The organism is Streptomyces sp. NPDC002680, assembly GCF_042889145.1.
In the GTDB taxonomy this organism is placed as follows: Bacteria; Actinomycetota; Actinomycetes; order Streptomycetales; family Streptomycetaceae; genus Streptomyces; species Streptomyces adonidis.
Window position 1 is genome coordinate 94830 of sequence record NZ_JBIAQP010000030.1, and the last position, 12401, is coordinate 107230.

11 protein-coding genes and 1 tRNA gene are annotated in these 12401 nt (G+C 70.1%); 7 read left to right on the forward strand and 5 right to left on the reverse strand.

Features of this window, described 5'->3' with window-relative positions:
• Positions 1–3: 3 nt before the first annotated feature.
• Positions 4–273, forward strand: coding sequence for a hypothetical protein (locus tag ACFYXF_RS48995; RefSeq protein ID WP_389360355.1), 270 nt, complete (start codon positions 4–6; stop codon positions 271–273).
• A 117-nt stretch (positions 274–390) separates the two neighbouring features.
• On the opposite strand, the gene ACFYXF_RS49000 is transcribed toward ACFYXF_RS48995, so the two are convergent.
• On the reverse strand, positions 391–846 hold the full coding sequence (locus tag ACFYXF_RS49000) for a hypothetical protein (protein WP_389360357.1): 456 nt from the start codon (positions 844–846) through the stop codon (positions 391–393).
• Positions 847–1131: 285 nt separating this feature from the next.
• On the opposite strand from ACFYXF_RS49000, the gene ACFYXF_RS49005 reads away from it, so the two are divergent.
• Entirely contained in the window at positions 1132–1557 is a 426-nt protein-coding gene (locus tag ACFYXF_RS49005; RefSeq protein WP_389360359.1) for a TIGR03668 family PPOX class F420-dependent oxidoreductase, read from the forward strand.
• Positions 1558–1650: 93 nt separating this feature from the next.
• On the opposite strand, the gene ACFYXF_RS49010 is transcribed toward ACFYXF_RS49005, so the two are convergent.
• On the reverse strand, positions 1651–2016 hold the full coding sequence (locus ACFYXF_RS49010) for a beta/gamma crystallin domain-containing protein (RefSeq protein WP_389360361.1): 366 nt from the start codon (positions 2014–2016) through the stop codon (positions 1651–1653).
• Positions 2017–2297: 281 nt separating this feature from the next.
• On the opposite strand from ACFYXF_RS49010, the gene ACFYXF_RS49015 reads away from it, so the two are divergent.
• Positions 2298–3719: an ATP-binding protein gene (locus ACFYXF_RS49015; RefSeq protein ID WP_389360363.1), complete on the forward strand. Its 1422-nt coding sequence runs from the start codon at positions 2298–2300 to the stop codon at positions 3717–3719.
• A 7-nt stretch (positions 3720–3726) separates the two neighbouring features.
• On the opposite strand, the gene ACFYXF_RS49020 is transcribed toward ACFYXF_RS49015, so the two are convergent.
• Complete coding sequence (locus tag ACFYXF_RS49020; RefSeq protein WP_389360365.1) at positions 3727–4773, reverse strand: saccharopine dehydrogenase NADP-binding domain-containing protein; 1047 nt, start codon at positions 4771–4773, stop codon at positions 3727–3729.
• A gap of 105 nt (positions 4774–4878) precedes the next feature.
• Between ACFYXF_RS49020 and ACFYXF_RS49025 the strand changes: the two genes are divergently transcribed.
• Positions 4879–5856 carry a helix-turn-helix domain-containing protein gene (locus tag ACFYXF_RS49025; protein ID WP_389360367.1) on the forward strand — a complete coding sequence of 326 codons (978 nt, stop codon included), beginning with the start codon at positions 4879–4881 and terminating at the stop codon, positions 5854–5856.
• A gap of 12 nt (positions 5857–5868) precedes the next feature.
• Here ACFYXF_RS49025 and ACFYXF_RS49030 read toward each other — a convergent pair whose 3' ends face one another.
• The gene (locus tag ACFYXF_RS49030; protein WP_389360369.1) at positions 5869–7290 is read right to left on the reverse strand and encodes an ATP-binding protein; all 1422 of its coding nucleotides are present in this window, start codon (positions 7288–7290) and stop codon (positions 5869–5871) included.
• Positions 7291–7484: 194 nt separating this feature from the next.
• On the opposite strand from ACFYXF_RS49030, the gene ACFYXF_RS49035 reads away from it, so the two are divergent.
• The 3 genes from ACFYXF_RS49035 to ACFYXF_RS49045 all read left to right on the forward strand — a co-directional run bounded on the left by ACFYXF_RS49035 (position 7485) and on the right by ACFYXF_RS49045 (position 12147).
• A complete protein-coding gene (locus ACFYXF_RS49035) occupies positions 7485–9170 on the forward strand; it encodes a cellulase family glycosylhydrolase (RefSeq protein WP_389360371.1) in 1686 nt (561 codons plus the stop codon).
• A 181-nt stretch (positions 9171–9351) separates the two neighbouring features.
• Positions 9352–10488 carry a Clp protease N-terminal domain-containing protein gene (locus tag ACFYXF_RS49040; RefSeq protein ID WP_389360373.1) on the forward strand — a complete coding sequence of 379 codons (1137 nt, stop codon included), beginning with the start codon at positions 9352–9354 and terminating at the stop codon, positions 10486–10488.
• Positions 10489–10584: 96 nt separating this feature from the next.
• Positions 10585–12147 (forward strand): oxidoreductase, encoded by a 1563-nt coding sequence (locus ACFYXF_RS49045; RefSeq protein ID WP_389360375.1) that lies wholly within the window; start codon positions 10585–10587, stop codon positions 12145–12147.
• An 85-nt stretch (positions 12148–12232) separates the two neighbouring features.
• On the opposite strand, the gene ACFYXF_RS49050 is transcribed toward ACFYXF_RS49045, so the two are convergent.
• Positions 12233–12305: transfer RNA gene (locus ACFYXF_RS49050), tRNA-Arg, on the reverse strand.
• Between the last annotated feature and the right edge of the window lie 96 nt (positions 12306–12401).

A 12401-nucleotide genomic window follows, 5' to 3' on the forward strand; every position in this document is an offset into this window, starting at 1 on the left:
GACGTGGCGCGGACAGTTCAGGTCGAACTGGCGGGCTTCACCGATCTGTACCGAGATCTGGAGAGCTACGTGGTGTCTCTGGACCGGGTGCTGTCGAGGATCGGTGCGGGGGACGACCCCGGCATTCTTGTGGACTACGTGGTCGAGCACGGCCTTCCCGCGCGACTGGCACGGGATCGCAGATTCGTCATCGACTCCCTGGAAGGCGCCATCGGGGCAGAGGCGGTGGAGGAGATCGCCGAACAGGTCAAGGTGTACGGCGACCCCGATTAGGAACGCGGCCCCGTCGAGAGTCTGACGCGACATCGAAGAGCCAAGGGCTCACCAGCGGCAGCGCTGGTGAGCCCTTCGGGCGTTCAGGCGGTTGCCGTGGTTGTCCGTGCGTACGCCTCAGACGCGCTGAGGCACGTGAATCCCCGCACGTACCGGTACCCCACAATCCGTGCACTCCATCAGCAGACTGCGCCGGGGTCCGGGAGGGGGCGGTACGACGATCCGCTCGGGCGGCATCTTGTCGAGCAGCCGCCGCTGGACGAACGCCCGGGGTGAGTGGACGGGGTCCGGGAGTCCGGCGAGGAGGGCATGGGTGAGGTGCTCGCGCGTCGCACCCCGGGCCACCCACTCGGCGGCCAGCTGTTCCAGGGCCGCGCAGTCGGCGGCGGACAGGGCGAGGCGGGGTTCCTGGAGGCCGAGCCGGGCGAGGGTGTCGTACGCGGGGGAGGGGCTCGAACTCCGGTCGGGGCGCGGCGAGTTGGCGCCCCGGGCCGGTGGTACGGCGACGGAGGCTTCCGGGTCTTCGTCGGCGGCCGGGGGCTCCTGGACGTCTGTCTCCTCCGGGGTCGCCACGCCCGTCCCGGGGACCGCGTCACCTTTCCGGAAGAGTGCCCGCCAAAGACCGGCCTGTCGGCGCGCGGGTAAGAAGTGCTTGCGCCAAAGTCCCTCCACCCGCCCCCGCCGGCCCTGCGCAGCCGTCGGCTGTGCCGGGCCACCCCTGTCTCTTCTCTGCAAAAGTGCGCCCATGCCGACCGCAGGGCGACCTCCGACTCCTGGCGACCGTTTCATGGCGGATGACGGCAGAAGCAGCGGATGACGGCAGGAGCAATGGAGATCCGCGTGACTACCGTGGGACGCATGAAACTCTCGCCGCTCGTTGCCCGGCAACGTTTCATCGCGTCGTCCGTCGCCCGGCTGGCGACTGCCGACCGCCACGGGGTACCCCACGCGGTACCCGTGACCTTCGTCATCCTGGACGACATCCTGTACTTCGCCGTCGACCACAAGCCCAAAACCACGTGGGACCTGCGGCGGTTGCGCAACATCAGGGAGAACCCGTCGGTGTCGGTGCTGGTCGACCACTATGACGAGGACTGGTCACGGCTGTGGTGGGCGCGTGCCGACGGGCGCGGGGAACTCCTGGTGGACGGCGAGGAGCGGCTCCACGCGGTGGAGTCGCTGTGCGGGAAGTACGACCGGTACGGCCAGTACGGGGATTCTCCTCCCCAGGGCCCCGTGGTCGCCGTTCGGGTCGGGCAGTGGAGCGGCTGGGCTTTCTCATAGGCGTGCCGTGGCCTTGCCGCGGCCATGTCGGCCGGAGACGGCGATCGCCAGGACCGCCGTCCCGTGCAACCGGTCAGCCGGTCAGCCGGTGCCTCAGAGGATCCTGACCTTGTTGATGCTGACCCCGCCGGGGTGGTTCGGCCAGGTCATGACGGTCCACTTGTTGATCCCGGAAGCGGGCTGCCAGCTTCCGTCCCCGAGCCACTGGACGCGGTTGTTGCCCGTCGAGATCCGGGTGACCCACCAGTTCGTGGAGATCAGGTCGGCCTCTCCGGCGTTGGCGTAACACCGCATCTGCGAGCTCTCGCCGGGCCGGTGGATGGTGATCTGCAGGAAATCGGTCCTGCTGCACGTGCCCTCGTTGATCGCGAACGCGCTCGTCGCGCCGACGGTGAGCGAGGCCGTCACCGCGACGGACGTGAGCGCGGCCAGGACCGCGTTTTTGGCGATTTGCTTCATGGGGGGTTGTCCACCTTCCAGGAGCAGAGGCGGAGCGACCCTTCGGGACGAACTCGCCTCACGTGCCACTCCGTTGAGGCGATCCTCTTCCGCCGGCCCGGTCGCCGACCAGCCCGAGCAGGCAGAGCTGCCCGAAGATACGGGAGGTCTGCCTGGCGAGCCATCGGCTGCTGCCCGGGGCACGGCCTCCTTGAGGAGCCGCGTCTGCGCAGGACCGCGGGCAAGATGGTATCGACGGAGATAGTATCGCTATCGATACCATTGCCCACGGGAGTGTTCTCATGCGCCGCTTCATCGGCAGGGACCGCGAGCTGACCGTCCTCCGCACCGCCCTGCAAGCGGTCGGCGATGCCGCCGGGGCACCCAGACCAGGCCGGTGCGTCCTCATGCGAGGCAGGCGCCGAGTCGGTAAGTCCAGCCTCGTCGAGGAGTTCCTCCGGCGTACCGAGACGCCGTACCTCTTCTTCACCGCGGCCGGCGGTACGGCGGAGGACGAGCTGACGGAGCTGCTCGACGCCGTCGCCCGGTCCACGCTCCCCGACCGGGAGCTGTTCTCGGAGGAGACCCCGACGCAGTGGAACGCGGCCTTCAGGCTCCTCGCCGAGGCCCTGCCCGACGACCGCCCGAGCGTGGTCGTCATCGACGAGGTCCCGTATCTCATGGACCGCATCGACGCCTTCGAGGGGATGCTGCAGAGGGCCTGGGACCGGCTGCTCAGCCGCAAACCCGTACTCCTCCTCCTCGTCGGCTCCGACCTGTCCATGATGGAGGCGCTGAACAGCTACGACCGCCCCTTCCACCAGCGCGGGCGGGAGATGGTCGTGGGCCCGCTCAACCCCGCCGACATCGGCGAGATGCTCGACCTGGAACCGGCGGCCGCCTTCGATGCCGCCCTGATCACGGGCGGCCTCCCGCTGATCTGCGCGGAGTGGCGGCCCGGCGCGGACGTGTGGGACTTCCTTCGTGACTCCCTCGACAATCCCATCTCGGCACTGCTGGTCTCCGCCGAGCGTTCACTGGCCGCGGAGTTCCCGCCGCAGGCGATGAGCGGGGAAGTCCTACGGGCCATCGGTACCGGCGAGCGGACCTTCACCAACATCGCGCGCGCTGCCGGCGGCATCTCCCACACCACCCTCACCCGGGCCACGGACGTTCTGACCGGCAAAGGTGTCGTGGCGGCCGAGCTGCCCCTCTCCCTACGGCCGTCGAAGGAACGCCGCTACCGGGTCGCCGACCCCTACCTGCGGTTCTGGCTGGCGTTCCTGGACCCGCACATGGCGGAGATCGAACGCGGGCGAGGGGACCTCACCCTGAGCCGGATCAAGGAACGGTGGACGAGCTGGCGGGGCCGCGCGGTCGAGCCCCTGGTCCGGGAGTCCCTCGCCCGACTCCTGCCGGACGGCACCCTGCCCGCCACCCCGGCGATCGGCGGGTACTGGACCCGCAGCAACGACGTCGAGATCGACCTGGTGGGCGCCGACCGCCAGCCGGTGGCCAGGCACCTTCTCTTCCTCGGCTCCGTCAAGTGGCTGGAGAACTCCGCGTTCGACAGCCACGACCTGGCCGCCCTCCAGAAACACCGCGCGGCGATCACCGATGAGCCGGTACCGCTCGTGGCGGTCTCCCGCAACGGCGTCAGCTGTACCGGGCTCCAGGCGGCATACGGCCCCGAGGAACTCCTCGGCGCCTGGCGCAGGGCCTGACGGCCACCTACCGGAACAACTCGACCGAGATGTGCGCCGACAGAGCGCCCAGGAAATCCGCCGCCTCGAAAACCGCCCCCGCAGACACCACCCCCACCCCCCGACCCCGCCCCGCCAACACCCACCCCACCGCCTCCACCGCCAACGGCGCACTCACCGCGTAGATGTCCCGCCCCCGAGCCACCGCCCGCCGCTCCACCCCACCGGCGCGTACGACGACATCGACGACGAACGTCTGCGCGGACCGCCCGTCCTCGTCGACCGCGACCGGCGCCGGAGTGTCGGCTGCCGTCAGGTCGCGGGCCGCCTCGGCCGCCATGTAGCTGCGCACCTCGGGTACGTCAAGGTGGCTCGGGACGGTGACGACATCCGCCATCGAGAACTCGCCGATCACCTCCCGGGGGCCCATCGGGTCCGGGAACGGCCACTTCAGGGTCGGCAGCGCGTCTTCGTGGTACTCCAGCCGCCCTCCGCTGTAGCGGACCCGGCGGCCGCCCCGGCGCTCCCGGGAGACCGCGCCCGCGGTGCGCGTCCCGGCCGTGGGGTGCCAGCTGCTCAGGCCGTACGCGATGTGCGCCTCGTCGGCCGACGTCCAGTCGCCCATCGCCGCGGTGACCAGCAGGTCGCCGATGCCGCCGAAGAAGGCCATCGCCGGGATCACGACGGCGTTCGCGGCCCGGGCACGCTCCCCGAAGTGCGTGAACGTGTCGAGGTTGGCCTCGATCTCGGCCGCCACGTCCACATACGGGATCCCGGCCCGCAGCGCCGCCTCGATCACCGGCGCGGCCGTCACGGCGAAGGGCCCGGCGCAGTTGATCACGGCCGCGGCACCGGCCAGCGCGCGGTCCAGCGCCGCCGGGTCGTCGACCGGGGCCGGGCGGGCGTCGAGCCCCGGTTCGTACGACGCGGCCAGCGCCCGCAGCCGCTCCGGGTCCCGGCCGGAGACGATCGGGACGTACCCCCGTACCAGCAGCTCCGCCACCACGAAGCGCCCGGTGTGCCCGTACGCGCCGAACACCGCAACCGTCTGCCCCGACCCCGATACCGATCCCATGTCTTCTCCCCGTCGCGCTTCACGAATCGTTGCCAGTCGTCATCCTGGCCGCGACATCCGACCCGCACGAGTGTCCGGAACGACACACCCCGTACAGTTCCGGACATGGAAAAGGGCACCGGTACGGGCACCAGCACTGTCGCGCTCGCCCTCACCGACGGCATGCTCCACTTCGAACTCGCCATCGCCTACGAGGTGTTCGGCTCCGACCTCTCCCATGTGACCGCTCCCTGGTACGACGTCGCCCTCTGCGGCCCGGCCCCGGTCCGCGTCGGCCGGTTCCTCCTGGAACCCGACGCCGGCCTCGACCGACTTCCGTACGCCGACACGGTGATCGTCCCCGGCTGGGCCGACGTGGATCAGGCGCCGCCCGCCGAACTCGTCGACGCGGTGCGTGCCGCCCACGAGGCGGGAGCGCGTATCGCCTCGCTCTGCACCGGCGCTTTCGTGCTGGCCGCTGCCGGACTCCTGGACGGGCGGCGCGCGACCACGCACTGGGCGCACACCGACGTCCTCGCCGCCCGTCATCCCCTCGTCGAGGTCGATCCGGACGTGCTGTACGTCGACAACGGCAGCGTCCTCACCTCCGCCGGCAAGGCGGCCTCGATGGACCTGTGCCTGCACCTCGTACGCCTCGACCACGGCTCGGCGATCGCCAACACCGTCGCCCGCCGCCTGGTCGTACCCCCGCACCGGGCAGGCGGACAGGCGCAGTTCGTCACCGCGCCGGTGCCCGCGCGGGACGACCATCCGCTCGCCGAACTGTTCCCCTGGGCGATCGAACGGCTCGACCACCCGCTGACCGTCGAGGACCTGGCCCGCCGGGCGAACATGAGTTCGCGCAACCTCGGCCGCCACTTCCGGACGATCACCGGCACCACCCCACTCCAGTGGCTGCTGACCCAGCGCATCCGGCGCGCGCAGGAGCTGCTGGAGGCCACCGGCGACAGCGTCGACGCCATCGCCGAGGCCGTCGGCATGGGCACCGCCACCACCCTGCGCCGCCACTTCAACCGCACGATCGGAGTGCCCCCGGACACGTATCGCCGTACGTTCCGCAGCTCGCGATCCAGCGCTGGATGACGATCCGTCGGATCAGGACCAGGCGTTGATCAGGTCTTCGGGGGTGAAGCCGAGAACTCCTTCGGCGGTGCAGTTGCTGCGGGCGACGGCGACGAGTGGAGTGTCGTCGTCGGCTCCGGGGAGCTGGGAGCGGTGGGTGATGAGGCGGGCGAGGTCGCGGTGGTCGAAGGGCTTGTTCTCCAGCCACTTGATGGAGCCAACGAAGGTGATCTTCTTGGCGATGGGGGAGCGGTCGGCGCCGATGAGGTCGATCTCGGGGTTGTTGGTGCGGGTCCAGTAGCCGCCGATGGCGTTGGTGTCCTCGGGGAGGCGGTCGTCGGCCAGGCGCCAGAGCGCTTCCCGGATCACGGGTTCGATGGCCCGGCCGCGCCACGAGGTCCAGCTGGTGTGGATGGCATCCAGTACTCGGTCGCCGCGTCCGCGCTCGACGGCTGGGATACCGGAGCCGATGAACGAGAGCCAGAAGCGCAGGTAGGGGTCGTCGATGCGGTAGCGGGTCTCACGGCTCGGCCTGGTGGACAGGGGCAGCTCGGCGGCGACCATGCGGCGGCCGGTGAGAAAATCCAGGGAGCGGGTGACGGAGCCGGGGTTGAGGCCGCCGGCGGCCCGGCCGATGAGGGTGAAGGTGCGCTCGCCGTGTCCGATGACACCAAGGACGGTACGGGCCTGTGCCTCAGTGGGGAATTCAGCGGCAAGGGAGCGCTCGCCGCTGACGAGCAGGGCCGAGGTGGGCATACGGAGAGCCTGCCGCAAGTACCCCCAGAGGTCTGTGCCGTGCGGCCACTCCTCCAGGATCAAAGGGAGCCCGCCGGAGACGAGATAGGCGTCGAAGGCATCCGCGGGATGCAGATCGAGCATGGTGGCGACGTCGTGCGGGGTGAGCGGGGGGACGACCATCTCGGTGCCGCGCTGGTAGAAGGGGCGCCCGTAGGTGTTCAGCTTCTCCATCATGGCGATGTCGGAGCCGATGAGGACCAGCAGTACGGGCAACTTGGACAGGTTCCGGTCGAAGGCTTTCTGCAGGGCGCCCTCGAAGGCGGGGTCCTCGCGAACGAGGTAGGGCATCTCGTCGAGTACGACGACACTGTGCCTGTCGGTGGGCAGGGCCGTTGCGAGCAGACCTAGTGCCGCGTCCCAGGACTGAGGGGTTGCGAATTCTGCGAAACGGGCGGCTTCGGGGAGGCTGGATGCGGCCACCTCGGTAGCGAAACCTGCCAGATCTTCCTCGCGGGATCCGCCGACGGCCGTGAAGAAGACATGTGGAATCTCCGCGCGCTCAAGGAACTCCTCGACCAGCCGGGACTTGCCCACGCGGCGCCGCCCGCGGATCAGTACCGCCCGCCCTGGCCGTCCGCTGCGCCCGCCGGCTTGGACGGCGTGCGTCAGGGCGTCCAGCCGCGAGAGCTCGGTTCGGCGTCCGATGAACCCGTTCACGACGTACGACCTCGCATGGTCGGCTCCGTGCTGGGAGCGTTTCGGCAATGAAACTTTCTTTTATGCAAGTATAAGCCCGGGCCGCCTGTGCGTGCGCGACACCTTGACGTGTCCCTGTCGCGGTGGGTTCATGGGAGCGCTCCCACGTTTCCGCTGATGCTGAAGTTTCTTGGCGCTCACTTTCTGGAGTCGCAGTGAGAACAACGAGAAGCACCACGCGAAAGAGCCCATTAGCCGTCCTGCTGACCGCGCTGATCACCCTCCTCGGTCTCCTGGCACTCGCCCCAACTCCCGCCCGGGCAGAGGTATATGAGGCGGCCGAGCCGCTCCCCGCCACCCAGGCCACCGGCATCCACATCTCCAACGGCCGTCTCCTCGAAGGCAACGGCAACGATTTCGTGATGCGGGGCGTCAACCACGCCCACACCTGGTACCCGAACCAGACCCAATCCCTCAGGGACGTCAAGGCGTTGGGCGCCAACGCCGTCCGCGTCGTCCTCGCCGACGGTCACCGCTGGACCGCGAACACCGCCGCCGACGTCGCCGCTGTCGTCGCCCAGTGCAAGGCCAACCGGCTGATCTGCGTACTGGAGGTGCACGACACCACCGGCTACGGCGAGGACGCTGCCGCAGGCACGCTCGACCAGGCTGCCGACTACTGGATCGGTCTCAAGAGCGTGCTCGCGGGCCAGGAGAACTACGTCATCATCAACATCGGCAACGAGCCCTGGGGCAACACCGATCCAGCGGGCTGGACGGCCCCCACCATCGCCGCCGTACAGAAACTCCGCGCCGCCGGCTTCGAGCACACCATCATGGTGGACGCGCCCAACTGGGGCCAGGACTGGCAGGGCGTCATGCGCGCCAACGCCCAGGCCGTGTACGACGCGGACACCACCGGCAACCTGATCTTCTCGATCCACATGTACAGCGTGTTCGACACGGCGGCCGAGATCACCGACTATCTCAACGCCTTCGTCGCGGCCGAACTCCCCATCCTGATAGGTGAGTTCGGTGGCCCCGCCGACCAGTGGGGCGACCCGGACGAGGACACCATGATGGCCACGGCCGAGCAACTCGACCTCGGCTACCTGGCCTGGTCCTGGAGCGGCAACACGGACCCGATCCTCGACCTGTCGATCGGCTTCGACCCGACGCAGCTCAGCTCCTGGGGCCGGCGCATCTTCAACGGCGCCAACGGCATCGCACAGACGTCCAAGGAGGCCACGATCTACGGCGGTGGCACGGGCACCGACACCCAGGCCCCGACCGCCCCCGGCACCCCGGCCGCCTCCGCGACCACCGCCACCTCGACCACCCTGACCTGGACCGCCTCGACGGACAACGTCGGCGTCGCCGGCTACGACGTCGTACGAGTGGGCAGCGGCGGTACGGAGACCACGGTCGCCGCCTCCACCACCAGCACCGTCACGGTCACCGGCCTCACCGCGGCCACGGCGTACACCTTCGCCGTGTACGCCCGTGACGCGGCCGGCAACCGTTCGCCCCGCTCGGCCACGGTGAACGTCACCACGTCCCAGGGCGGCGGCACCCCCGGAGTCGGCTGCTCGGTCGCGTATCGGGTCGTCGGCGACTGGCCGGGCGGTTTCCAGGGCGACATCACCCTCCGCAACACGGGCACGGCCGCCCTCACCAACTGGACCCTGGGCTTCTCCTTCGCCAACGGCCAGACCATCAGCAACATGTGGGGCGGCACGCCCACCCAGACGGGCGCCGCCGTGAGCGTCGTACCCGCCTCCTACACGGCCACGATCCCGGCGGCGGGCTCGGTCACGGTCGGCTTCATCGGGGTGAAGGGGGCGACCAACGCGGCGCCGACCGCCTTCACCGTCAACGGCACCGCCTGCGCGACCAGTTGATCCGCGTCGGCGACACGGGGGGCGGCGTCCCGGTCACGGGACGCCGCCCCCCCCGCATTCCGTCATTCGAGCCCGTTCCCTATCCACAGATGGAGAAGGAGATCCACCCCTGGTGCGACGCGATCTCCACCCGCCGTCGGGGAGGCTGGATGCCATGACCGGCGAGAAGCGGGAAGACAGCATGGAAGCGATTGTGGAAGCGATCATCGAGCCCGACTGGAAGACCGTGGGCATCCTGGGGGCTGCTCGGGGCGGCGCGCTGGCGACCGACGGGGCGGCCATCGGCACCGAGCACCTTCTCGCCGCCATCACCACGACCAAAGGGCCCGCGCGTGAAGCTCTCGCCGACGAAGGGGCCACCCAGACCGCGCTGTTGGCGGTGATACGGGGCAGGATGGGTCGGGACGACGCGTGGCGCGGTACCGATGGCGTGGAAGGAAGCGTCGGCGCGCAGGACGTGCTGGGGGAGGACGGAGACCGGCGCGACCGCTTCACGGGCGCCGCGGCCGGGGCACTGACGGCGGCGATGGGGCAGGCGCGACGAGAGGGCGCGGCGAAGTTCGGCGCGGTTCATCTGCTGCGGGCGTTGCTGGAGGAGGACACCAGCACGGAGGACAGCCGCACGGAGGAGAACCGTGCGGTGGAGAACCGCGCGGTCGAGCTGCTGGGCGTCTGCGGGATCTCACCGCAAGCCGTACGCGACCGCCTCGACGGAGGCACCGGAGGCACCGGAGGCACCGGAGTCGCTGGCGGCCGGGAGGACGGCCTCGCACCCCAGCTGCACGCCACCCGCGACGTACTTCTCGGCCGCGCCCCCTACCGCCATCTGACCTTCTGGAAGCGGTGGCTGGTCAAGAGCGCCGGGACCAACCTGGCGTCGAAGCCTGCCTGGTGGGCCGCCATGGAGACCTACGAGCAGGCACACCGCCTCGGTAACCGCACGGTGGGCACCGAGCACGTCCTGCTGGCGGTCCTCGCCACCCACGAGGTCGCACTCCGGTACCCGCACCTGGCGAGGGAGAACGCTCCCGCTCCCGACACCCGGTACGCGGGCGGCGAGCGGCTGGCCCGCCTGGGCATCGACTACGCCTCGGTGTACAGCGCGCTGACCGGCGAGCGCGTCCCTCTGACGGCCGACGCCCGGCCCGTCCAGCAGTACCTCGACGAGGCCACGGGCCCGAGCGCGGTGAGTACGGCCGACTCCGGCGGCGAATCGCCGGCCGACCCGGGCACGGGCCCCCTGGTCGAGCTCCTCCTGAGCGAGGGGACACGCGCCCGGCAACTGGTCGACGCGCTGGCTGCCACTCCCGGCGACTGACATACGAGCGCAGGAAGAACGCTCTCGCGACTGCCGGGCGCGGGACGTCTGAAAGGACTTGTCCGGCGCGTCGCCCTGCCAGGATGATCGTCGATCATGCGCCTCGACGAACTCAACGCTCCAGAACGACAGTTGTGGGACTCCTTCGCCCAAGGGCGCACCGTCGACCTCCGGGACGCCACAGCGTCGGCGTCGACGGAAGAAGCGGAAGAAGCGGAGGAGGCGGAGGCTCCGGGCGACCGCCCCGCGCTGCGCCTGACCGGCGCGCGGGTCACCGGCCGCCTGGATCTCCGGTTCACCGAGATCGCCGTACCCGTCGTCCTGACCGACTGCCGCTTCGACGAGGCCCCGGACCTGCGGGGCGCCCGGACCCGCGAGCTGGTGATGACCGGCTGCGGCCTGCCGGGTCTGGTCGCCGACGCGGCGCAGATCGACGCCCGACTGGTGCTTTCCCACTGCCGGTTGACGGGTCCTCTCGTCCTCACCCGCGCTCAGATCGACGGCGACCTGGACCTGCGCGACACGACGATCACCGCTCCCGGCGGCGAGGCGATATCAGCCGTCCACGCCACGGTGGGCGGCGACGCACTGTGCGCCAACCTGACCGTCGACGGCGGGTTCCGTCTCTCCGGGGCGTCGATAGACGGCGAGTTCGATCTCGAAGGCGCCACCCTGCGCAACCCCGGCGGTCACGCCCTCGACGCCTACCACGTCCGGATCACCGAGGACGTCACCTTCCACCCGGGATTCAGCGCCGAGGGGCGGATCATCCTCTCCGGTGCCACGGTCGGAGCGGGCCTCGGTTTCTGCGGCGCCCGACTGACCAACTCCGGTGACATCGCCCTGGAAGCGATCGATGTCACGGTCAACCGCAACATCGACCTCGGCCGTGGCTTGACGGTCGAGGGCGGCATCGAACTCGACGGCACCCGCATCGGCACGGAACTCAGCTTCCGCGACGCCACCCTCACCCACCCCGACGCCACCGCTCTGTCCCTGCGCGCGACCCAGGCCAGGGAGACCGACCTGCGCACCCGGCGGCCCGTCGACGGCACGGTCGATGCCCGCAACGCCCACCTGGGCACGCTGTACGACGCCCCGGACACCTGGCCCGCCGACCTCCGCCTCGCCGAGACGACGTACGACGCCCTCGCGAACCCCCTCCCGGCCGCCGAGAGAGTCCGCTGGATCAGACGCACCGGCGACGGCTACCTGCCCCAGCCGTACGAGCAACTGGCCGCGGCCTACCGGAAACTGGGGCACGAGGACGAAGCGCGCACGGTACTGCTCGCCAGACAGCGCCACCGCCGTACGATCCTCGCCCCGCACGTCCGCGTCTGGGGGTACGTCCAGGACGCGGCCGTCGGTTACGGCTACCGCCCCCTCCGCGCCGGCCTCTGGCTGCTGGCCCTGCTCGTCGGCGGCGCGCTGTACTTCGGCCCGCATCCCCCGGCCCCACTCGAAGCGGGGAAGGCACCACAGTTCAACGCCGTCTTCTACACCCTCGACCTGCTGGTCCCGATCATCACCTTCGGCCAGGAATCCGCCTTCGCCCCCCGGAACACGGGCCAATGGCTGGCCTACACACTGATCGCGTCGGGCTGGATCCTGGCGACGACGGTCACGGCGGGAATCTCCCGGGCGATCAGCCGCCAGTGACCGGGCGGGCACCGACCGGGTCCCCGACAGCTCATGGGCCCTCCCGTCTGTCGGACGGAAGGGCCCTGAGCTGCGATTTCCGCTGTGCCCTCGGCAGGATTCGAACCTGCGACACCGGCTTTAGGAGAGCCGTGCTCTATCCCCTGAGCTACGAAGGCGGGGGCTTGTGGGAAACCTTGTCGGAAAATCCAGGACTCAGATCCTCGACCAGAACACAAACCCACTGGTCAGTGGTGGTGTCACGTTCTCTGCGT

What these genes read in the sequence shown, in the direction of transcription:
- ACFYXF_RS49010 (WP_389360361.1), bottom strand. Translation starts at nt 2,016, where the DNA reads ATGAAGCAAATCGCCAAAAACGCGGTCCTGGCCGCGCTCACGTCCGTC.
- ACFYXF_RS49025 (WP_389360367.1), top strand. Translation starts at nt 4,879, where the DNA reads ATGGAAAAGGGCACCGGTACGGGCACCAGCACTGTCGCGCTCGCCCTC.
- ACFYXF_RS49020 (WP_389360365.1), bottom strand. Translation starts at nt 4,773, where the DNA reads ATGGGATCGGTATCGGGGTCGGGGCAGACGGTTGCGGTGTTCGGCGCG.
- ACFYXF_RS49040 (WP_389360373.1), top strand. Translation starts at nt 9,352, where the DNA reads ATGGAAGCGATTGTGGAAGCGATCATCGAGCCCGACTGGAAGACCGTG.
- ACFYXF_RS49005 (WP_389360359.1), top strand. Translation starts at nt 1,132, where the DNA reads ATGAAACTCTCGCCGCTCGTTGCCCGGCAACGTTTCATCGCGTCGTCC.
- ACFYXF_RS49015 (WP_389360363.1), top strand. Translation starts at nt 2,298, where the DNA reads ATGCGCCGCTTCATCGGCAGGGACCGCGAGCTGACCGTCCTCCGCACC.
- ACFYXF_RS49045 (WP_389360375.1), top strand. Translation starts at nt 10,585, where the DNA reads ATGCGCCTCGACGAACTCAACGCTCCAGAACGACAGTTGTGGGACTCC.